The 21,304-nt window shown below is 59.1% G+C and carries 22 protein-coding genes; 18 read left to right on the top strand and 4 right to left on the bottom strand.

Translation table 11 applies throughout. The features are described from left to right. Positions 1-17 precede the first annotated feature (17 nt). Genes gspE through L991_RS04665 form a run of 3 tightly spaced genes read right to left on the bottom strand, consistent with a single transcriptional unit; the run spans position 18 to position 4,413 of the window. Positions 18-1,490: a type II secretion system ATPase GspE gene (gene gspE / locus L991_RS04675; protein ID WP_047392733.1), complete on the bottom strand. Its 1,473-nt coding sequence runs from the start codon at positions 1,488-1,490 to the stop codon at positions 18-20. Further along, the gene (gene gspD / locus L991_RS04670) at positions 1,487-3,604 is read right to left on the bottom strand and encodes a type II secretion system secretin GspD (RefSeq protein ID WP_052190612.1); all 2,118 of its coding nucleotides are present in this window, start codon (positions 3,602-3,604) and stop codon (positions 1,487-1,489) included. The genes gspE and gspD overlap by 4 nt, the downstream gene beginning before the upstream one ends. Continuing rightward, positions 3,601-4,413, bottom strand: coding sequence for a hypothetical protein (locus L991_RS04665; protein ID WP_028450068.1), 813 nt, complete (start codon positions 4,411-4,413; stop codon positions 3,601-3,603). The genes gspD and L991_RS04665 overlap by 4 nt, the downstream gene beginning before the upstream one ends. A gap of 154 nt (positions 4,414-4,567) precedes the next feature. On the opposite strand from L991_RS04665, the gene gspF reads away from it, so the two are divergent. The 10 genes from gspF to L991_RS04615 all read left to right on the top strand — a co-directional run bounded on the left by gspF (position 4,568) and on the right by L991_RS04615 (position 11,944). Next, the gene (gene gspF, locus L991_RS04660; RefSeq protein WP_231550481.1) at positions 4,568-5,839 is read left to right on the top strand and encodes a type II secretion system inner membrane protein GspF; all 1,272 of its coding nucleotides are present in this window, start codon (positions 4,568-4,570) and stop codon (positions 5,837-5,839) included. Between the two features lie 9 nt (positions 5,840-5,848). Then, positions 5,849-6,349, top strand: a complete 501-nt coding sequence (locus L991_RS04655) for a GNAT family N-acetyltransferase (RefSeq protein WP_047392730.1) — start codon at positions 5,849-5,851, stop codon at positions 6,347-6,349. Between the two features lie 62 nt (positions 6,350-6,411). Continuing rightward, positions 6,412-6,828 (top strand): type II secretion system major pseudopilin GspG, encoded by a 417-nt coding sequence (gspG, locus tag L991_RS04650; RefSeq protein WP_052190611.1) that lies wholly within the window; start codon positions 6,412-6,414, stop codon positions 6,826-6,828. A 10-nt stretch (positions 6,829-6,838) separates the two neighbouring features. Further along, entirely contained in the window at positions 6,839-7,336 is a 498-nt protein-coding gene (locus L991_RS16340) for a GspH/FimT family pseudopilin (protein ID WP_052190610.1), read from the top strand. After that, positions 7,333-7,698, top strand: a complete 366-nt coding sequence (gspI, locus tag L991_RS04640; protein ID WP_028450063.1) for a type II secretion system minor pseudopilin GspI — start codon at positions 7,333-7,335, stop codon at positions 7,696-7,698. Before L991_RS16340 ends, gspI begins: the two co-directional genes overlap by 4 nt. Beyond that, positions 7,679-8,311 carry a type II secretion system minor pseudopilin GspJ gene (gspJ, locus tag L991_RS16335; RefSeq protein WP_052190609.1) on the top strand — a complete coding sequence of 211 codons (633 nt, stop codon included), beginning with the start codon at positions 7,679-7,681 and terminating at the stop codon, positions 8,309-8,311. The genes gspI and gspJ overlap by 20 nt, the downstream gene beginning before the upstream one ends. A 17-nt stretch (positions 8,312-8,328) precedes the next feature. Beyond that, complete coding sequence (gene gspK / locus L991_RS04630) at positions 8,329-9,276, top strand: type II secretion system minor pseudopilin GspK (protein ID WP_197053805.1); 948 nt, start codon at positions 8,329-8,331, stop codon at positions 9,274-9,276. A gap of 101 nt (positions 9,277-9,377) precedes the next feature. Further along, complete coding sequence (locus L991_RS04625) at positions 9,378-10,271, top strand: DUF6268 family outer membrane beta-barrel protein (protein WP_047392725.1); 894 nt, start codon at positions 9,378-9,380, stop codon at positions 10,269-10,271. A gap of 210 nt (positions 10,272-10,481) precedes the next feature. Further along, the gene (locus tag L991_RS04620; protein WP_047392722.1) at positions 10,482-10,982 is read left to right on the top strand and encodes a glycine cleavage system protein R; all 501 of its coding nucleotides are present in this window, start codon (positions 10,482-10,484) and stop codon (positions 10,980-10,982) included. After that, entirely contained in the window at positions 10,979-11,944 is a 966-nt protein-coding gene (locus L991_RS04615) for an ABC transporter substrate-binding protein (protein WP_047392720.1), read from the top strand. Before L991_RS04620 ends, L991_RS04615 begins: the two co-directional genes overlap by 4 nt. A 6-nt stretch (positions 11,945-11,950) precedes the next feature. Here the strand turns inward: L991_RS04615 and L991_RS04610 are convergent, their stop codons facing one another. Next, positions 11,951-13,114 carry a class I SAM-dependent methyltransferase gene (locus L991_RS04610; protein WP_047392860.1) on the bottom strand — a complete coding sequence of 388 codons (1,164 nt, stop codon included), beginning with the start codon at positions 13,112-13,114 and terminating at the stop codon, positions 11,951-11,953. 148 nt (positions 13,115-13,262) lie between these two features. Between L991_RS04610 and L991_RS04605 the strand changes: the two genes are divergently transcribed. The 8 genes from L991_RS04605 (at position 13,263) to ampD (ending at position 21,297) form a co-directional block, all read left to right on the top strand. After that, positions 13,263-14,117, top strand: coding sequence for an FAD-dependent oxidoreductase (locus L991_RS04605; protein WP_047392718.1), 855 nt, complete (start codon positions 13,263-13,265; stop codon positions 14,115-14,117). Between the two features lie 93 nt (positions 14,118-14,210). Further along, positions 14,211-15,158, top strand: a complete 948-nt coding sequence (ttcA, locus tag L991_RS04600; RefSeq protein WP_051258989.1) for a tRNA 2-thiocytidine(32) synthetase TtcA — start codon at positions 14,211-14,213, stop codon at positions 15,156-15,158. Beyond that, positions 15,158-15,946, top strand: coding sequence for a fused MFS/spermidine synthase (locus L991_RS04595; RefSeq protein ID WP_052190608.1), 789 nt, complete (start codon positions 15,158-15,160; stop codon positions 15,944-15,946). Before ttcA ends, L991_RS04595 begins: the two co-directional genes overlap by 1 nt. A gap of 110 nt (positions 15,947-16,056) precedes the next feature. Beyond that, the gene (locus tag L991_RS04590) at positions 16,057-16,569 is read left to right on the top strand and encodes an RNA pyrophosphohydrolase (RefSeq protein ID WP_028450054.1); all 513 of its coding nucleotides are present in this window, start codon (positions 16,057-16,059) and stop codon (positions 16,567-16,569) included. Positions 16,570-16,617: 48 nt separating this feature from the next. Further along, a complete protein-coding gene (locus L991_RS04585) occupies positions 16,618-18,198 on the top strand; it encodes a PAS domain-containing sensor histidine kinase (protein WP_047392711.1) in 1,581 nt (526 codons plus the stop codon). Then, positions 18,182-19,558 carry a sigma-54 dependent transcriptional regulator gene (locus L991_RS04580; RefSeq protein WP_047392704.1) on the top strand — a complete coding sequence of 459 codons (1,377 nt, stop codon included), beginning with the start codon at positions 18,182-18,184 and terminating at the stop codon, positions 19,556-19,558. Before L991_RS04585 ends, L991_RS04580 begins: the two co-directional genes overlap by 17 nt. A 124-nt stretch (positions 19,559-19,682) precedes the next feature. Further along, entirely contained in the window at positions 19,683-20,666 is a 984-nt protein-coding gene (phnD, locus tag L991_RS04575; RefSeq protein WP_197053804.1) for a phosphate/phosphite/phosphonate ABC transporter substrate-binding protein, read from the top strand. A gap of 49 nt (positions 20,667-20,715) precedes the next feature. Then, the gene (ampD, locus tag L991_RS04570; protein ID WP_047392852.1) at positions 20,716-21,297 is read left to right on the top strand and encodes a 1,6-anhydro-N-acetylmuramyl-L-alanine amidase AmpD; all 582 of its coding nucleotides are present in this window, start codon (positions 20,716-20,718) and stop codon (positions 21,295-21,297) included. Positions 21,298-21,304: the final 7 nt, after the last annotated feature.

Here is a 21,304-nt window from a genome sequence, read left to right as displayed (position 1 = left end):
TGCCTCGACGAGAGTGATTAGTTACTGCGGGTAATCCTCAGCATTTCCTCCACGCTCGTGACCCCTTCCACTACCCGCTGGGCGGCGTCTTGGCGCAGGCTGTGCATGCCGCGGCTTTCGGCATAGTGGCGGATATCTTGTTCGTTGGCGGCGTTGTGGATATGGCTGCGCAGGTTTTCGTCCACCAGCAGCAATTCGTGAATGCCGGTACGGCCACGGTAGCCGGTGTGGGCGCAGGCGGGGCAGCCGACGGGGCGATATAGGGTAATACCTGCCTGGGTATCTATCCCTAGCTCTTTTAATTCATCACTGCTGGCGATATACCCCTGCTTGCAGCTGGTGCACAGCGTACGCACCAGGCGCTGCGCGAGCACGCCGATGGTGGATGAGGCAAGCAGGAATGGCTCGATGCCCATGTCCACCAAGCGGGTCATTGCGCTGGGGGCATCGTTGGTGTGCAGCGTGGCGAGTACCAAATGGCCGGTGAGCGAGGCTTGCACGGCGATTTGCGCGGTTTCCAGGTCGCGAATCTCACCGATCATGATCACATCGGGGTCTTGGCGCAGAATGGCGCGCAGGGCGCGGGCGAAGCTCATTTCGATGCGCGGGTTGACCTGCGTTTGGCCGATGCCATCCAGATCGTATTCGATCGGGTCTTCCACCGTCATGATATTGCTGTTTTTGGCATCCATGCTGCCCAGCGCGGCGTATAACGTGGTGGTTTTACCCGAGCCGGTGGGGCCGGTCACCAGCACAATGCCATGCGGCGCGGCGAGCAGGGTGGTGAGCTCGTTGAGCGTTTTTTCGCCCATGCCCAGCTTGGCTAGCTCCAAGCGGCCTGCCGATTTATCCAGTAAACGCAGCACGGCGCGCTCGCCGTGACCCGTTGGCAGGGTCGAAACCCGTACGTCGACCGGGCGGCCGGCAATGCGCAGATTGATACGGCCATCTTGCGGCAGGCGTTTTTCAGCAATATCAAGGCCGGCCATGACTTTAATGCGCGACACCAGCGCAGCATGCAGCGCGCGATTGGGCTCGATGACATCGCGCAGCGCGCCATCGACACGGTAACGCACCACCGAGCGGGTTTCGAATGGCTCGATATGAATGTCGGACGCGTTTTCGCGCAGTGCTTCGGTGAAAATGGCGTTGATCAGCTTGATGACCGGCGATGATTCTTCGGCCTCCATCAAATCAGACACTTCGGGCATATCTTGCACCAGCCGCGCCAGATCGGCCGATTCTTCAATGTCATCGACCAGATTTACTGCGCTGCTGCTGCCATGATCACCAAAATGCCGGTTGAGCTGCGCTTCAAATTCGGCGGCGGCCAGCGGCACCAGCCGGTGTGGGCCAAGCTGGCGGCGTAATTCGGCCAGCGCGGCCAGCTCGCCGCCCTGACGCCAGTACAGTGGGGTGAGGCCGTCTTCGGCTTGGCCATCCAATACGCCAAATTCGCGGGCGTAGCTGTAGCTTACGCGCCGGCTCATGGCTGTTTGGCCGCCGGTTGGCTAGCGGGCTGCGCCGCCGGTTTCACCGCGGGCGAATACACCGATACGCCATTGCTATCGGGCAGCTTGGCCGGCAATTGCACGCCCGGCATATCCTGCAAGAACCAATGCTCGCCCACTTTATAATCACCCTGCTGGTTGCGCAGATATTGATAGCGATCGTTGCTCAGCACCGCGCTGGCCCCGTTATCTTTGATCAGCACCGGGCGCAGGAAGATCATCAGGTTTACTTTTTGCCAGCTGCGGTTTTCGTATTTGAATAGCTCGCCCAGCAGCGGAATATCGCCCAGGCCCGGCACCTGATTGCCGCTATTATTCAGGCGATCTTCGATCAGGCCGCCCAGCACCACGATCTGGCCATCATCCACCAGCACCTTGGTTTCGATCGTGCGCACCTTGGTGGCCAAGCCGGCGCCGCCGGTATTCACCGAGTTATCAATGCTGGATACTTCCTGGAACACATTCAGCGTAATGATGCCGCCTTCAGACACCTGCGGGCGTACACGCAGCTTAATCCCGATGTCTTTGCGCTCCACGGTGACATACGGATTGGGGTTGCCGCCCACCGGCTGCTGCGAGCCGGTAATGATCGGGATATTCTGGCCGACGGTGATTTTGGCTTCTTCGTTATCCAGCATCAGCAGATTGGGCGTCGACAGCACATTGCCGTTGCCGCTGCTTTGCAGGGCCGAGGCAATCACGCCCAGTGAGGCGGTGCCTTTGGTCGGGTCGCCATTAAAGAGCCCAAAAGTGGCGCCCAGCGGAATGGCGGCCGGGTTTTTATTGATAACCGCGGTGGCGATATTACCCAGCGTATTGCTGCCGGTGGCGAGGTTAGACACCATGCCGCCGCCGATTTTGTCGTTACCGCCGCCCACCATCCACTGAAAGCCAAATTCCGATAATTTGGATAGATTCACTTCGGCAATCATGGCCTCGACGTAAATCTGGCTGCGCCGCACATCCAGCTTGTCGATCACCGCGCGCAGATTGTTATAGATATTCTGCGGCGCGGTAATGATCAGCGAGTTGGTCACGCTATCGGCCTGCACGCGCACGGTGGCGCCGGCCACTTGCACGGTGGTGCTGGTATTGGTGGGCGCGGGGCTGCTCGTGCTGGTGCTTGGGCTGCTATTGCCCGCGGTATTGCTGCTCATTGCGGTGCTGGTGGGGGCGCTGCTGCTGGCCGCGCTGTCGTCTTGGCCGGTGAGCAGGCCTTTGAGCGTGCCGGCCAGTTTGGCCGCTTCGGCATTGCGCAGGTACACCACATTGATGGCGCTGTCGTTGGTGGCGGCTTCATCCAGCTGGCTAATCAGGCTGCGCAGCTGCGAGGTTTGCGCGGCATTAATCGCGCGCACCATCAGCCGGTTGCCACGCGGATCGGGCACCACAATCGAGCGGCGCACGCCATCGTTTTGCGGAATGGCGCTGGCGACATTCTGCACGCTCACTTCCGGCATCAGGCGGGCGATGTTTTGCGCTGCATCCAGCGCCGAGGCGTGGTTGAGCTTGATGGTGAAGATTTCGCTGTTTTTCGGCTGATCGATATTATCGATAATCCGCGCCAGGCGGCGCACATTGTCGGCGTAATCCGTGACCACCACGGTATTGCTGGTGCCCGATTGGTAGGCGCTGATCAGGCTATTGGGCGTGGCCAGCGGGCGCAGCATGGTGGCCATCTGGTTGGCGCTTTCGTTATTCAGATTAAAAATCTGCGTGACGATCTGCTCGCCATTGGCGGCTTCGCCGCGCACCAGAGTTTTGTTGCTAAGTGATTTGCTGTCTGCCTCGGGCTGAATCTTGATTGCCCCGCGCGTTTCCACGGTGGCAAAGCCCGCCTGCCGCAGTGCCGATTGCAAAATCGGATACACCAGCTCTTTGCTCACCGGCTGGGTCGAAACGATATTGATCGTGCCCTTGACCCGTGGATCCAGAATAAAGTTTTTCCCCGAAATCAGGCTAATGGCTTTGACCGTCGTTTCGATGTCCGAATTGACGAAATTGAGCATGACCTTCTCGTCATTGGCCAGCGCCGGGGTCAGAAGCAGGGCACTTAGCAGGGTGCCGATCAGGGTGTGCTTGATGGTTTTCATGGATTTACGGTGTAGCTCAGGGTTTGCGCCTCGCCGGCGCGGACAATTTGTACGCTCACTGCGCTTTGCTGGCTAAACGCCGCATACAGCAGGGAGAGGTCTTCCAGTTTGGCCAAATTGCGGCCGTTCACGCTTTTGATAATGTCCCCATCGCGCAGCTGCAAGACGCTGGCCAGCGCTTGCTGGCTAGCCGCCTCGACGGCAATACCGCCGCTGGCATGGGTGGCCAGGCCCTTACTCCAGTTGGCCAGATTGCCGCCTTGCAAAATGCCGGTGAGCTGACCACGAGTGAGCGTGGTGGCCGGTGCGGCGCTGGCGGTAGTGGTACTCTGGGTGGGTATGGTGCTGTTGGTATTTCCGGTGTTGGCTTGTGGGGCAATACTCTGCTGCTCTAGAAATACTTTGCGGCGCTGGCCATTGAGCTCAAGCACGATATGATCGCGCTCGGCCGCCACCAGCTTGCCGTGGCTGCCGGCCTCTTGGCCAAGCTTCACTGCCACCGCACTGGCTTCCAGCCCTTCGATAATCGCCACGCCATTGGCGCCCGATACCAGTGCTTTTAGTTTCAGATTGCTGCTGGCTTCGCTTGCCACGCTGCTGGCCGGGCCACTAAACAGCCGGGCGATCAGATTGGGGTCTTGCTGCTGGGCGGCAGGCGCGGCGGCGGGGAGGCGCAGGCTGCGGCCAGCCTGGCTGGGCGTGAGCCCCAGCCACAATAAGCCCGCCAGTTGCCACAGCACCATACTGGCCAGCACGGCGCTGGCCAAGAGTGCCAATTGGCGGGAAGAGAGTCGGAAATTCAGTGCCATGGGTAAACTGCCGGGGCCAAAGTGGGGTGAAAGACCACCAGATCGCCCGCAAAGGTCATCAGTGATGTCAACTTGTCATGATTCTGCCATAGAATGTGCGCATTAAAGCACGGCAACATGACGTTCTGATGAGAATGACCGTGCCAAATGTCAATTGCATGACAAAATCGTCGCGCACCCGCGGGTGGGCGACAAACCACTGAACCCGAAAGACCTATTCATCGTGCCTGCCTATCGTTATCAGGCGCTGGCTGCCAGTGGCGGCCCGGCGCAAACCGGACAGATTGATGCCGAATCGCCCCGTCACGCCCGCAGCCTGCTGCGTGAGCAAGGCTGGCATGTACTGAGCCTGGAGCTGGCGGCGGCGCAAGGCGCCAGTGCCCAGCGGCTCAAGCTTGGTGGTGCCGAGCTCTCGACCCTCACGCGGCAGTTTTCGGCCTTGCTGGATGCGGGCCTCACCATTGATGAGTTGCTGGTGGTGCTGGCCGAACAGGCCGAGCAGGGCAAAACCCGGCAGATTCTGGCCGGCCTGCGCCACGATGTGCTAGCCGGTTTGCCGCTCTCCAGCGCCATGGATCAGTTCCCGCGCGTGTTTCCGCTTTTGTATCGCACCTTGGTGAAAGCCGGCGAAGAATCAGGCCGCCTGGGCGCGGTGATGGCGCGGCTGGCGGATTATCTGGAAGCGCGGGGTGAGCTCAATAGCAAAATCACCATGGCGTTTATTTATCCGGCCGTGGTGATCGGGGTGTCGCTGCTGGTGATTCTGGGCATGCTCACCTGGGTGGTGCCGCAGATGGTGCAGGTGTTCGAGTCGGCCAAGCAAACCTTGCCGCTACTCACCCGACTGTTGCTGTGGAGCAGCGCAGCGGTCAAAACCATTGGCCCGTATCTGGCGCTGGGCTTGCTGTTGGCCGGGGTGGCGGCGCATCGCGCGCTGCAAGATCCGGCCCTGCAATTGCGCTTTCATCGCTGGCGCTTAAGCTGGCCGGTGCTGGGTTATCTGGATCGGCTGGCCAATACCGCCCGTTTTGCCAGCACGCTCTCGATTTTGGTCGGCAGCGGCGTGCCTTTATTAAAAGCGCTGACCGCCGCCGAAGGGGTGATGAGTAATCGCCAGCTGCAATTGGCCGTGGGCGAAGTGGCCGGCCAAGTGCGCGAAGGGGTGAGCCTGGCGCGGGCGATGAAGGCCGCCAATGAATTTCCACCGTTGCTATTGCACTTGGTGGCCAGCGGTGAAGCCACTGGGCGGCTGGCGGCGATGCTGGAGCGCGCGGCCAGCGAGCAAAGTAAAGAACTCGATCGCAAAGTCACCACCTTCACCAGCCTGCTCGGCCCGCTGATGGTGCTGGTGATGGGCGCGATTGTGATGCTGATTGTGTTGGCGATTCTATTGCCGGTGTTTGAAATGAACCAATTAGTCAAATAAGGGAATGCCATGACAGCCGTTCAGATTCGCCATAGCACCACAGCGGATATCGAGGCGATTACGCGGATTTATGCCGGTAAAAAAGCCTATACCGGCACCTTGGGCCTACCTTATCCGTCGCCAGAAGTCTGGCAAAAGAAACTGGGTACGCTGCCTCAAGGCGCGTATAGCCTGGTCGCCGATTTAAATGGCGAAGTGGTGGGCAATTTATTTCTGGGTGTCGAGCAAAATCCGCGCCGCAAGCATGTAGCGATGTTCGGGATTTGGGTGCGCGATGATCTGCAGGGCCAGCAGATTGGCACCCAGCTGATGACGGCCGCGATTGATCTGGCTGACAATTGGCTCAATCTGCACCGGCTTGAAATCACCGTTTACACCGATAATGACGCGGCAATTGCCTTGTACCGTAAATTTGGCTTTGAGATCGAAGGTGAAGGCAAAGATTTTGCTTTTCGCGATGGGCGCTATGCCAATGTGTTTTATATGGGGCGAATTCGCCCCGTGGCATGATGTATTTGCTTGCAGGTTAAATAGATTGTTGTTGATGGGCTTATACCCCTATGGAGTATCTAATGAAAAAGAACCGTGGTTTTACGCTGATTGAGATTTTGGTGGTGGTATCGATTCTGGCGATTTTGGGCGCGCTGATTGTGCCCAAAATCATGGAGCGCCCCAACGAAGCTCGGATTGTGGCGGCCAAGCAGGATGTGTCGGCCATTATGGCTGCGCTGAAACTCTATAAGCTTGATAACGGCCGTTACCCAACGGCGCAGCAAGGCCTGAAAGCGCTGGTGGAAAAGCCTAGCACCGAGCCGGTACCGCAAAACTGGAAATCCTATCTGGATAAACTGCCGAAAGATCCATGGGGCCAGGATTATGTTTACCTGAACCCGAGCGCCCACGGCGCGGAAATCGATGTGCTGAGCTATGGCCCGGAAGGCCAGGCCGGCGCGGATAAGCCGGAAAACCTGATTGGTTCATGGCAGTAAGCGGCATTTGATGCACACGCCAAGCGCTTTTCGTGGCCAGCAGGGCTTTACCTTGCTGGAAATTCTGGTGGTGACGGCGATTATCCTGATCGCCACCAGCATGACGGTTTTTCAGTTTCAGCGTGGCTCGGGCTTGGCCGAGGCCGCGGATAAGCTGGTGCTGCAACTGGATACCGCGCGCGATGAAGCAATGGCCAAAGGCCGGCTAATCGGCTTTTCGAGCGATGGCGCGGCCTATCAATTCTGGTGGCAGAACGAGCGCCAGGAATGGGAGCCGCTCAGTAGCGAAGGCCTGCGCAATACTCGCCTGCCCGAAGGCGTGAAGATCGCCGCTTATCGGGTGAATCAGCAAAATCGCCCGCTGGGCGAGCGGGTGCTGCTGCCTAGCGATGGCGTGATCGAGCCCTTCGAGATCGAGCTACGCGCGGGCAGCGATAGCCTGCGCATTAGCGGTGATGTGATGGGGCGCATTGGGGTGGCCAGCGCCGCCGCGGCGGCAGAGCCATGAAAGCGCGCGGTTTTACCCTGATTGAAGTGCTGGTGGCGCTGGCGGTGCTGGGCATTACGCTGGCGGCCGCGGCCAAGCTCGTGATCGGCAGCACCGATTTGCTGATTGATTACCGCACCCGCACGCTGGCCAGCTGGGTGGCCAGTAATCTGATTAACGAACAACTGGCCCAGCGCGCCTACCCGGAAACCGGCGCGACCGAAGGCCGCGTGCAGCAAGGCGGAGAAACCTTTATCTACCGCATGAATGTCAGCCCCACACCGAATTACAGCTTCCGGCGGGTGGAGTTACAAATCCTGGCCGCCGCTGCGCCCACGCATGTGCTTTCCACGCAGGTGTACTATGCCACGCGCACCCAGTAATGCCGCCGGGGCCTTATCCAGCAAGCCTTGCACGGCCATACGCCGGCAGGGTATGTGCGGCTTTACGCTGCTGGAAGTGCTGGTGGCGCTGACGATTTTCGCCATTCTGAGCTTAATCACCTATCGCGGCGTGAATATGCTGGTGGATACCCGCACCGCCGTGATTGATGAAACGCGCTATTGGCGCGAGCTGACGCTGGCCTTCGAGCGCATCGAAGCCGATCTGGCGCAACTGGCGCCACGCCCATGGCGCGATGCGGCGGCAAGCTGGCAGCTGCCCTTGCAATCGGTGGAGGCGGTCGCCAATACGCCGGGCGTGGGGCTGGAATTTGTGCGTTTTGATGCGCAGCGCGCGCCCTTGCATGGGGTGTATCAGTGTCAGGGCGATCGCCTGCTGCTCTGGCTGTACCCGCGGCCCGATGTGGTGCGCGAGGATGTGCCGCGCCGCTACACCATGCTCAGCAATCTTACCCGCTGTGAATGGGCGTATCTCGATGCGCAAAATCAGTGGCAAAGCAGCTGGCGCAGTACTAGCAAACCGCGTGCGATTCGCGTGCGGCTGGGGCTAGCCCAGCGGGCGGGCGATTACGAACGGATTTTTCTGGTGCCATGATGCGGCTGCGTGGGGTGATGTCTCGGCAAACTGGGGTGGCGATTATCGCCGCGCTGATGGTGGCGGCGCTGGTGGCCTCGGTGGCCGGGCTATTGATGTTGCGCCAGCAGCGGGCCTTGCAGCAGCTGGAAATCCGCAAAGACACAGCCGAAGCGCGCGCGGCCACGTGGTCGGTCTTGCAGCTGGTGCGCCTGACTTTGCGCGATGATGCGCGGCTGGGCCAGCCCGATCATCTGCGTAAACCGTGGGCGGTGCCGATTCCGGAAATCAAAATCGAAAACGGTGGCCTGAGCGGCCGGCTGACCGAACTGAATGGCCGCTTTAATCTGAATAATCTGCGCAGCAGCAATGGCGAATTCGACCCCGCCGCGCTGGCAGCATATCGGGCGCTACTGGCCAATCTGGGCCTGCCGGCTAATCTGGCCGATAGCCTGCAAACGGCCTGGCAAGAGCGCCGGCGCCCACGGGCGGCTGGCGCAGCCAATCCATCCAGTGCGTCGCAGCCGGCCTCAGCCCCCGCCAGCGCGGCCGGCGCCGGCGAGCTGGTGCCGTGGCTGGAGCTTAACGATTTGCAAAGCGTGCCCGGCTATAGCGAGGCGATCGTGCGCCAGCTCGCGCCCTATGTGGTGACCCTGCCCGGCAATAGCGCGCTGAATGTAAATTTCGCCAGCGCCGAAGTGCTGGCCGCGTGGCTACCAAAACTGGGGGTATCGGGCGCTGAGCAAGTGCTGGCAAAGCGTCGCAGCCAATACTTCAATAGTGTGGATGAATTTGTCGCCGCCTTGCCGGCCAATCAGCAAGCCGATGTGCCGCGCGAACGGCTGGCGGTGAAAAGCGATTATTTCTGGGCTGATCTGGGTGCCCGCTTTGGCGTGGTGTTTTTGCAGCACCGTGCCTTGCTCGATCGCAGCCAGAATGAGATGCCCACCGTGCATTGGTTGCGCCGCGAATACGGGCCCTTGTGAGTCGCCTAGCGCAGCCACCGCGCTAGTCCAACCCAGCTTGACTCGCCACTGACACGCCAACGGGTTAAACTGCGCGCAACGATTAATCTGGAGGCATTGATATGTTCAAAACCGCTTTGCGCGCCTTGGCCCTGACGCTGGCTGCGACCGGCGCCGCGCACGCCGCCGATGGCAGCACCCTGACTTACAGCCTGACCCCGGTGCTGATTGGCGATTTCAATCTGGATTCGGGCGGTAAAGCCAGCGGCACCTGGATGACGGCTGATTTTGCCTACACCAAGGCACTGGATGCGCAGCGCCAGGTGGGCCTGAGCTTTGGTGCTGGCCGGCAGAATTGGTCGTTTGATCACCCCACCGCGTGGGGCGGCAAAACGCCATTTGAAACCCTGCATCGCTTTAATCTGGCGCTGAACTATCAATATGCCAGTGCGGATGGCTGGATTTACAATGTCGCCCCCGGCGTGAGCTACGCCGGCGAATCACAAGCCAAAACCAGCGATAGCCTCAGCTACGGCGCCACCGCTTTTGCAGCCAAAATGCTGCAGCCTGGCCTGTTGCTCGGCGTGGGGGTGAGCGCCTGGACTGGCCTGGATGACGCGAGCGTTTTCCCGTTTGTGGTGGTGAATTGGCAAATCAATGAAAACTGGCATCTGGGCAACCCCTTGGCCAGTGGCCCGGCCGGCCCGGCCGGGCTGGAGCTGAGCTACAAAGTAAATCCGAAATTTGAACTGGGCGTGGGCGGCACTTGGCGTAGTTTCGAGCATCGGCTGGCACAGAAAAACGCCGTGGCCGCCGGTGGCCGGGTGGAGCAAAACAGCGTGCCGGTGTTTGTGCGCGCGGGTTATCAATTTAGCCGCGAATTTGCGCTGGATCTGCACGTGGGTGCCGCCATGGCCGGTGAGATCATCATCGACAACGCCCAAGGGCAGGAAATCAGCAAGGAAAAGCACGACGCGATGCCGTTTGCCGCGATTTCAGTGTCTGGCCGCTTCTAAACCCGCGCTCCCATCCTCTCCCTGAGGGGAGCCTCGCTGCGCGAGTGTGGGTACCAATCTAAACCCGCTCCGGCGGGTTTTTTTACGCCGATTGCTGTGCTTACGCAAAAAACAACAGCCATCTATCGCTCAATAGGGCGTGAACACGAACTATGCTGAAATGCAGTCACGGCCAAACCGGCCGTATTGGCTTGCAAACGAGGTTGAGGCATGAAAACGGTACTGATTCTTTCGGCGCTGGGGCAGGATAAACCCGGCTTGGTCGAGCAACTGGCGGCGCTGATTTCGGCGCAGGGCGGCAATTGGCTGGAGTCTTCATTTGCCCGGCTGGCCGGCCAGTTTGCCGGCATCGTCAAAGTCGCGGTGGAGGGCGATGGCGCCACGCTGCTGGCGGCCGTGCAGGCCTTGCCCGATCTGGCGGTAAGTGCGGTGCTGGATCAGGAAGCCGACGCCGCGCCGGTGCAGCAATTTGGGCTGCATCTGGTGGGGCATGACCGGATTGGCATCGTCAAAGAAGTCGCTAGCATCCTGGCCCGCCAGCAGGTGAATGTGGAAAAACTCACTACCTGGCTGGAAAGCGCGCCAATGAGTGGCGATGTGATGTTTCATGCCCGCGCTGAGCTATCGGCACCGGTGCAGGTCGAGCTGGCCACTGTGCGCCTGGCGCTGGAAGCGATTGCCGACGATCTGATGGTGGAGTGGGTGGCATGAACTGGCGGGGTTGGCTCGCCGCTGCTTGCTGCCTGAGTGCGCTGCTGCCGGTTCAGGCCCAGCCACTGGTCACCGTGGTGGAGAGCTATCACCCCGAAAACAGCTGGGATCACGACTATCTACAGGGCATTAAAAGCAAACTGGATGGCGTGGCCGAGCTGGAGTTTCTATTTCTCGATACCAAACGTCTACCGACGGATGAACACCTCGAGCAAGCCCAGCGGGCGCTGGCCAGCATCCAAATCCAGCGCCCCAAGGTGGTGATTTTGGGCGACGATGCGGCGCTGGCGCTGATGGGCCCCAAGCTGGGGGTGATGAAAGTGCCGACGATTTTCCTGGGCATTAACGCCGACCCCACCAGTTATTTCAGCAAAAACCAATTACCCCCTACGATCAGCGGGGTGTTGGAGCGCCCGCAATACCGGGCCAACTTCACGCTGCTGCGTGAGCTGCTGCCGCACGGCAAGCGCTGGCTGGTGCTGCTCGATTCCGATCGCTCGGCCGAGATCTTGCGCAATGATCTGCTGGCGCTGAATGAAAAAGGCGTTGAAGTGCAGCTATGCCGTACCTTCGAGCAATGGAAAAGCGCCATCAAAGCCGCCGAAGGTGTTTACGATGCGGTGCTGATCGGCACGTATCAGGCGCTGATCGATCAAGACATGGCGCATGTGGATGCACGGCAGGTGATGCAATGGACGGCCAGCAATAGCAAATTACCGCTGTTTGGATTTTGGGATTTTCAAATTGGCCGCGATGCCGCTGCCGGTGGGGTGGTGATTACCGGCTTTGAACAAGGCGCGATCGCCGGCAGCATGGCGCGGGCGTGGTTGCTGGTGCCCAATCAAGTGCAAGCCATTCGCCCGAGTGCCGCCGGGCGCGTGATGCTCAGCCGTGCGCAGGCTGAGCGCTGGAAACTGCGGGTGAGCGCCGCCTTGCGCCAGCGCGTTAGCTGGCTGCCCTGAAATCGCTTATAGCTCGCCGGAGCGATCTTGCTGGCGAAAACCCGGTGCGGTGGGGCCGCTCAGGCCGCGCGAAAACGCAATCGCTTTGAATAATTCGCCCATTTCCGCATGCCCCAGCAGCTTTTGCAGCGCGGCGGCGGTGCGCAGGTATTCCACCGATTTACTATCGAGCTGGCGGGCCTGCTCGAGAATGCCGCAATCAATCAGATAGCTAGCCTGGGAGGTATAGCCGTCTAGCGCAAGCCCTGCTTGGTCTGCAGCGGTATACATCGCCGAAAAATCCACATGGCAGGTCAGATCGGTCAGCCCGGGGTGAAAGAAAGGGTCATGCACGGTGTGATGGCGATAGTGGCCAATTAATGTGCCCATGCGCCGCTCGGGGTGATAAAACTCGCCAGCCGGAAAACCGTAATCCAGCATCAGAATCAGCCCGCGCTGCAGGCTTTGCCCCAGCGCGCGGATAAAGCCCTGCGCTTCGAGCTGGATTTCGCTGCAATAGCCGTCGATTTGCGGCCAGCGGGCGCAGTGCGCCAGCAAGACCGGATCTTGGCACGGCCGGTTGGCCCAGCTCAGCTGGCCGTCAGTCAGGCACACCCCGCGCTGCTGCCAAACACCATCTACTAGCTGCATGACTTCGCAGGGCATGGCATCGAGCACTTCATTGCCCACCATCACGCCGGTGAATTCGGCCGGCAGACGCTCCAGCCACACCACTCGCTCGGCCAGATGCGGCACTAGCGTGCGCAAGGTAGCGAGCTGGCGCTCTTGCAGCTCGGCCGAGAGCTCCAGAATGGCGTATTGCGCCGGCAGTTGTTCCAGCCGTTCCAGCTCGGCCAGAATTTGCGCCGCCAGCTGCCCGGTGCCCGCGCCGATTTCCAGCACGGTGCCGCCGGCCTCGGCCAGTACATGGCCGATGGTGTGGGCGAGCGCCCCGCCGAATAGCGGCGAGAGCCCCGGGGCAGTAATAAAATCGCCTGCCGTGCCAAATTTGGCCGCGCCACCGGTGTAGTAGCCGAGCCCCGGGCTGTACAGCGCCAGCCGCATATAGTCGGCAAAGGAAATCCAGCCGCCGGCGGCGGTGATCTGGGTGGCGATATGGGACAGTAGCTGCTGGCTGCTGGCCAGTGCTTCGGCAGAAGGGGCGGGGAGCTGGGCTTCCTGTTGGCGCATGATCAAAGCGGGTCGAGGCAAAAACGTGGATTTTAGCATGCTCGCCCACTGCGCCGCTGGCCGCCAGCCGGCCGCTGCGGCACAATACTGATCAGTAGCGGTGGCTGAGGCGCCGCGTTGTGCAGACATTAAGGGATGGGTTTTGGCCATGGTGCAGGTGGAAGTGCTGATTGTCGGTGGCGGGATTGCCGGCCTCACGCTCGCGCAATGGCTTAGCGGGCTAGAGCGGCGCTGGCTGCTGCTGGAGCGCGGTGAGCTGGGCGGGTGCCTGCGCGAGAGCGACTATCCGCTCAAATGGGTGCCCGGCTTTGCCGACATTAGCGGGCGCGATTATGTTGCTCGCCTGCTGGCGCAAGTGCCCACCGAACACTGCCGCTCACACACCACGCTGGCCAGCATAGCCCCCAGCCCGGCTGGCGGCTGGCAGGGCAGGCTGAGTACCGGCGAAAGCTGGGCCGCGCAGCGGGTGGTGCTGGCCTGCGGGGTGGCGCCCTATGCGCCATTTGCGCCGCACCCGCGGCTGATTGTGGGGCCGGGCCTGAAGCAGCTGGCGCATTTGCAGGCTGGTGATGCAGTGGCGATCTTGGGTGGCGGCGATAATGCACTGGAGCATGCTTTGCTGCTGCATGCGCGAGGCTGCGTGGTAACCGTGTATACCCGCGGGGCGTTTCGCGCCTCGAAAGCGATGTATCAGGCTGCAAGCCATGCGGGTATTAGCTTGCAGCCCTATACCCCGGTAGATGAATTGGCTGAGGCGCCGGCTGGGCTGTGCCTGCCGCAGCTGGCTGGCCAGCCGGTGTATGCGGCGGTGGCCGTGTATTACGGCTATCGGCCACCGGCGATTTTGGCCGAGTTCCCCGCCCTGCGCGGTGCGTCGGGGGCGGGCTTGGCGGCGGGGGTAGCTATGATTGGCGATATGCGCGAAGACCCCGACCCCAACCTCTTGCTGGCGCAGGGGCAGGCGGCGCAGCTGGCGAAACAGCTGGATCGTCAGCTAGCCTAGCCTAGGTCTTTTCAGGTAAAATCCGAAACAATTCAATCATCTATCGCGGGGCTGGCAGATTGCGTGCAATCGGCGGCCCCGCGCGCTTTTGTCATGACCGAAAACACTGTCACGGCGGCGCTCGACGAGGCCGCTGAAGCTGCAAAAAAACAGCAATATAACTTCAACAAACTCGCCAAACGCTTGCGCCACCATGTGGGCGATGCAATCAACGATTTCAATATGATCGAGGATGGCGACCGGGTGATGGTTTGCCTCTCGGGCGGCAAAGACAGCTACACCATGCTGGATATTTTGCTCGGCCTGCAAAAATCGGCGCCGATCAATTTTTCGATTGTGGCGGTGAATCTGGATCAGAAACAGCCCGGCTTTCCCGAGCATGTGCTGCCTGAATATCTGAGCCAGCTGGGCGTGGAATACAAAATCGTTGAGGAAGACACCTATTCGATTGTGAAGCGGGTGATCGAGCCGGGTAAAACCACCTGTAGCCTGTGTTCACGCCTGCGCCGTGGTATTTTGTACCGCGTGGCCGATGAGCTGGGTGCGACCAAAATTGCGCTCGGCCATCATCGCGATGACATCTTGGCCACGCTGTTTCTGAATATGTTTTACGGTGGCAAGCTCAAAGGCATGCCACCGAAACTGGTGTCGGACGACGGCAAGCATATGGTGATCCGCCCGCTGGCTTACTGCAAAGAAAAAGACATCGAAAAATACGCCATCGCCAAAGAATTCCCGATTATTCCGTGCAACCTGTGCGGTAGTCAGCCGAATCTGCAGCGCCAAGTGGTCGGCGATATGTTGCGCGACTGGGATAAACGTTTTCCGGGCCGGCTGGAAAATATGTTCGCGGCCACCTGCAATGTGGTGCCTTCGCATCTGAACGACCCGAAAATCTACGATTTTGTCCACGCCAAAGCCGATGGGGTGGCGCGGGCTGATGGCGACAAGGCCTTTGATAAAGAAGAATTTGCCGATCCCGCACGGATTTCGATTCTGGCCAGCAAACCTGCGGCCAGCGCATGCGGGAGTGACGACTGATGCTGTTTCGCTCCAAACGGTTTTCTAAAGCCAATGATGATGACATCGTGATTGATGTGTCTGAAGAAGGCGGCGTGCGCAAACTGCATTTCGGTCAGGATGACACCCAGAGCGCGATGAAAATCAGCGCGCCCAATGAGTTGCTGCTGGCGTATTCGCGCTGCGTGTTTGCTAGCCTGCTGTTTGTTGAGCCGCCCAAAGACATGTTGCTGATTGGCCTGGGTGGCGGTTCGATTGCCAAGTGGGTGCATGAATATCTGCCCAGCACGCATCTGACCTGCGTCGAGCTGCATCAGCAGGTGATCAATGTGGCGCGCAGCATGTTTTATCTACCGCCCGATGATGAGCGCCTGAGCGTGTTGGCCGCCGATGGTGCGGCCCATGTGTATGGCATGGCCGATGATTCGGTCGATTGCATTGTGATGGATGCGTATTCGTCAACTGGCATCGCCGCGCCGCTGGCCAATGCCGATTTTTTCCAGGCTTGCCGCGATAAGCTCACCGACAACGGCGTGCTGGCCGTGAATCTGTGGAGTATTGACCGCAAATTCGAGCAATATTGTGCCCAGATTGGCGAGCTCTTTGATGGCCGCCTGCTGTGCTTGCCTGCGCGACAAAAAGGCAATGTGATCGCGTTTGCCTTTAAGCGTGGTCAAAACAGCCCGCAGTGGGAGCGTTTGACCGAACGGGCGAAAAAGCTGGAAAGCCAGTATGGGCTCGAATTTGGTGAGTTCGTCAGCGATCTGGCACGGATGAATCCGCATAATGATCGCCGGCTGTTCATCTAGGCCGCTGCTTGCCCGCATGGCGAAAGGCGCAAACGCAGGAAATGGTTTGCAAGATGGCCGGGATGTGAAAAAATTAAGGTAATCAACGAAATTCTGAAATAGGTAGTTTTATGCTCGACCGTGATGGCTATCGGCCAAACGTCGGCATCATCATCCTCAATCGCCAGAACCAAGTGTTTTGGGGAAAACGGGTGCGCGAGCACTCCTGGCAGTTTCCGCAGGGCGGCATCAAGCAGGGGGAAACTCCTGAACAAGCCATGTATCGTGAACTGGCCGAAGAAGTTGGCCTGTTGCCCGAGCATGTCGAGATTGTCGGCCGCACACGGGATTGGGTGAAATATGATGTGCCGACCAACTGGGTGCGCCGTGAGTGGCGTGGTACCTACAAAGGTCAAAAGCAAATCTGGTTTCTGCTGCGCTTGGTGGGCAGAGATTCGGATGTCTGCCTGCGCAAGACCGCGCACCCTGAGTTTGACGCTTGGCGCTGGAATGAATACTGGTCACCGCTGGAGGCCGTGATTGATTTCAAGCGGGGGGTGTATGAAGCTGCGTTGGGAGAGCTGGCGCATTACATTGGCCAGACTCTGACGCCGCCCAATCTGGGTAGTCATATCAGCAATTAAACACAATAACGGGTGGCCACGGTCGCCCGTTTTTTCTGCCGGTCATTCATGGATTTAGTCGCTCGTCAGGTCAGCGAGGCTTTGTGGCGCTCGCTGGCCTTTTTCAATGTTTTCCGCTTGCTGACCATTATCGGCTTGTTGGCAGGGATGTTTTTCTTTGCCCGCTCGCCGGTCAATGAGCTGGCCAATCCCGTTGATGCCGCCATGCTCTTGGGCGGCTATACCATTTTCGCCTTGTTGTTTACCGCCGGGATTGCCAAGCGCTGGCCCAGCTTTGATCTGCAGCTCTCTTATCAGGTCACGGTCGATGTCCTGATTATTGTGAGCCTGATGCATCTGGGTGGCGGGGTAAAGAGCGGACTGGGGATTTTGCTGCTGCCTTATCTCGCTGCCGCCGGCCTGATTGCGCGTGGGCGAATGACGCTGTTTCATGCTTCGGTCGCCAGTATTGCGCTGCTGCTCCAGATGTTGTGGGCCAATCTGACCCAAAGCGGTGAAGACTGGGCCTCTATGCCGACTGCACTCTTGTGTGTGGCCTCCTTTGCTGTGGCGTGGCTTGCGTTTCGCTTATCGCGCTACGCCGAAGAAAACCGCGCCTTGGCTGAACAGCGCAGCGTGGATTTGGCCAATCTCGCTCAGGTGAATGAGCGGATTTTGCAGGATGTATCCGATGGCGTGTTTGTGGTGGATGAGCATGAAACCATTCGCCAATATAACGAACAGGCCGTGCGGCTCACCGGCTTGCGGCCGGCGCTGGGCTCATCACTGGCGGCGGATGTGCCGGAGCTCGCCGGCCCCTTGCTGCGTTGGCGTGCCCAGCCCGGGGTGTCGGCCGAGCTGGTACAAACGGCTGATGGCCGCAATACCTTGCGGGCGCGCTTTGTACCGCTGAACGAGGGCGGTAACGGCAGTGTGCTGATTTATCTGGAAGATATGGCCCGGCTGCGCCGTGAAGCCCAGCAGCTCAAACTCGCTGCCCTAGGGCGGCTCACCGCGAATTTGGCTCATGAAATCCGCAATCCGCTGGGCGCGATTACCCATGCCGCGCAGCTGATGCAGGAAGAGGCGGATAATCCCCTGTTGCAAAAACTAACCCGCATTATCAATGACAACAGCCAGCGGCTAGAGCGGATGGTGAAAGATGTGCTGGAGCTCAACCGCCGTGATCGGGTCAAGCGGCAAGATATCAAGCTCGCCGAATGGCTAGCTACCTTCAACGAAGAGTTTATCTTGCAAGAAGCCGGCGTGCAGGCTTTGCAGATTGAGTGCGAGCCGCAAGTGCTGGTGCGCTTTGATTCTGGGCACTTGCAGCAAGTGCTGTGGAATCTGGCCCGCAATGGTTGGCGTTACTGTACGCAGCAGCCGGGTAGTCTAAAGTTGCTGGTAACTCGGCAGCATGAATTCTGGGTACTGGATGTGCTCAATGATGGCCCACCGGTGCCACCAGATGCCCAGTCGCAATTATTTGAGCCTTTCTTTACCACCGAAAGTAAAGGCACGGGCTTGGGGCTGTATATTGCGCGCGAAATTTGCGCTGCTAATGGTGCCTTGCTTGAATATCTGTCGCCTCCGCAGGGTGGGGCGTGTTTCCGCATTGTCTTTGGATATACCGATGGCCAGAAAATCTAAAAGCTTGCCCCGTGTCTTGGTGGTGGATGATGAAGTTGATCTGGCAGATCTACTGGAACTCACGCTGCTGAAAATGGGGCTTGATGTCGTCAAAGCCAATGGCGTGCAGGTGGCTAAAGGGCTATTGGATAGCCAGCGCTTTGATCTGTGTCTTTCGGATATGCGCATGCAGGATGGCGAAGGGTTGGAGCTGGTGCAGCATATTCAGGCGCGCAAGCTCGATGTCCCCATTGCCATTCTCACCGCCTATGGCAGTACCAATAATGCGATTGCCGCCTTGAAGGCGGGCGCTTTTGATTATCTGGCCAAGCCGGTGGCGCTGGAGCAGCTGCGCACCTTGGTAAAATCAGCCTTAAAGCTTGATGCGCCAGAGCCCGCAGTGAGCGTGCCCAGTGGCGATAATCCACTGCTTGGGCAATCGCCAGCGATGCTGCATGTGCAAGGGCTGATTGAAAAGCTCGCCCGCAATCAGGCGCCGGTGTACATCACCGGTGAATCAGGCTCGGGGAAAGAGCGGGCGGCGCGGTTGATTCATGCCAAATCCAGCCGCAGCGAGCAGCCCTTTGTGGCCGTGAACTGTGGCGCTATTCCAGAAACGCTGATGGAAAGCGAGTTTTTCGGCTACCGCAAAGGCGCGTTTACTGGCGCCAACGAAGACCGGGCAGGTTTTTTTCAGGCTGCCCATGGCGGGACTTTATTTCTGGATGAGGTGGCCGATCTGCCACTGGCCATGCAGGTAAAACTGTTACGCGCGATTCAGGAGCGCAAGGTGCGGCAGGTAGGCGGTGGGGCGGAAGTTGATGTCGATGTCCGGATTATCTCGGCTACCCACCAGAATTTAGCCAAATGCGTTGAGGCCGGTAAGTTTCGGCAGGATTTGTATTACCGCCTGAATGTGATTGAGCTCAAGATGCCGCCGCTGCGCGAAATGGGCGACGATATCTTGCTGATTGCGCGGGCGGTGCTGGCCAAACTGGCCCAGCGGCACAATATGGATGCGCCGCAATTGCAGCCCGATGCCCTACAAGCGCTGCGCCGCTATGATTTTCCCGGCAATGTGCGCGAGCTGGAAAACCTGCTGGAGCGCGCGCTGGCGCTCAGCGATGGCGAGCACATTACCGCCGAAGATCTGCATCTTTCTGATCCCGTTGCCACCGAGGCCGCCGCGCAGGCCGCCGATTTGGGGGAAACCTATCCGCTGCAGGATTATCTGGATCGGGTGGAAAGAGCGGCGCTGCTGGCGGCGCTGGCGAAAACCAATTTCAACCGCACCCAGGCTGCAAAATTATTGGGGATTACTTTTCGCAGCATGCGTTACCGGCTGGATCGGCTGGGCATTGCGCAGGAGTGCGATGAATAAGGCGATGCGTACCACTCGTCTACTGCGATCAACCGCTGGCGGTAGTTTGTAAGACTGGTTACTTAGCCTGCGCAATCAATGCGGTATGATCCGCGCCTTTTGTAAGCTTTTGCGCGGATTAGTCATGTTGAAGTCGGTACGGTGGTGGGTGTTGGGCGGGATGTTGTTGGTGTGGTTGAGCGGGGCATCGGCCGCGCCGACCCTGACCGTGGGCCTGATCGCCCATGGCGAGGCGGCCGAAGCGGTGGCTGCGTGGCAGCCAGTGCTGGATGATCTGGCCAAAGCCACCGGCCGGCCTGTGAAAGCTGTGGCCGCGAAAAACTACAGCGAAATTCTGGATGGCCTGAAGTCTGGCCAGATTCAAGTGGCGCGGCTCGGAAATAAAGTGGCGCTTGAAGCGGTAGAAACTGCGAATGTCGATGTATTTGGCCAACTGGTGCTGGCCGGTGGCATTGATAAATACTCCTCGGTGCTGATCACCCGTAAAGACAGCGGCATTAAGGATCTGCAGCAGGTCCTCTCGAGCAAAGGCCGCTATCGCTACGGCAGTGGCGATCGCAAATCGACCTCCGGTTTTCTATTGCCGCAGTACTATGCCTTTCTGAAAAACAATATCGTGGTGGAGCAGCACTTCAAAGCGGTGCGCTATGGTAATCATCAGGATAATTTCCTGGCTGTCGCGCGCGGTGAAGTCGATGTCGCCGCCAACAATACCGATGATCTGGTCAAATTTGCGCGCAAATTCCCGCAAGAGTCGGCCAAAATCAAAGTGATCTGGCAGTCGGATGCATTTAATTTCGATCCGCTGGTGATGCGCCGCACCTTACCGGCTGAGCTCAAACAAGCCATTAGCAGCTTCTTTTTGCAGTACGCCACCAATCCACAATACCCGAATGCCAAAGCCAATCTGGCCGCCGCCGATAGCCTGGCCGGCTTTAAGCCACTGGCCAACCGCGATTTGAAGCGCATTGCCGAAGTTGAGCTGTTTTACGCGCAATTTAGCACCACGCTGAATACCGCTTTGAGCCAAGCGCAAAAAGAAGTGCAGGAAAAAGCCTTTTACCGCCGGCATGAGCAATTGATCGCCCTCTTGGGGGGTGCGCGCTAAGCTCTGGCAGAGTAGGATGGCTGGCGAATCATTGTGTGGCCATCCTGTTATGCCGATTTCTTATCTGATCGATGCCCAAGGCTGGTGCGCTGGCGCGCGCCGGGTGTCTAGCCCGAATTGCGACGCGCGCAGCCAGCCGGTGGATATGATTGTGATCCACAATATCCACCTGCCACCGCAACCGCCGGGTACACGCGAATTTGCCGGTGATGATATCGAGCGCCTGTTTACCAATAGCCTCAATCCCTTAGCCCACCCTGCTTATCCCGAGCTGGCGCTGTTGCGGGTTTCGGCGCATTTTCTGATCCGCCGGAATGGCGAGCTAATCCAGTTTGTGTCTTGCGCTGAGCGCGCCTGGCACGCCGGCGTATCTAGCTGGGCAGGGCGGGAGCGCTGTAATGATTTTTCGGTGGGTATAGAGCTGGAAGGCTCGGATTATGTAGCTTTCGAGCCAATACAGTATGGGGTATTGCAGCAACTAGTCGATGCCTTGCAGCAACGTTATCCGATTGCGCATCTGGTGGGTCACCAAGACATCGCACCGGCGCGCAAGACCGACCCAGGCCCCTATTTTGACTGGCTACAATTGCAGGCTCAGCGGATGAAATTACGCCCGGCTGGCAACGAATGAAATAGCG

The organism is Chitinibacter sp. ZOR0017, assembly GCF_000799095.1.
Lineage (GTDB): Bacteria > Pseudomonadota > Gammaproteobacteria > Burkholderiales > Chitinibacteraceae > Chitinibacter > Chitinibacter tainanensis.
This window is presented reverse-complemented; position numbering and strand designations above follow the sequence as displayed.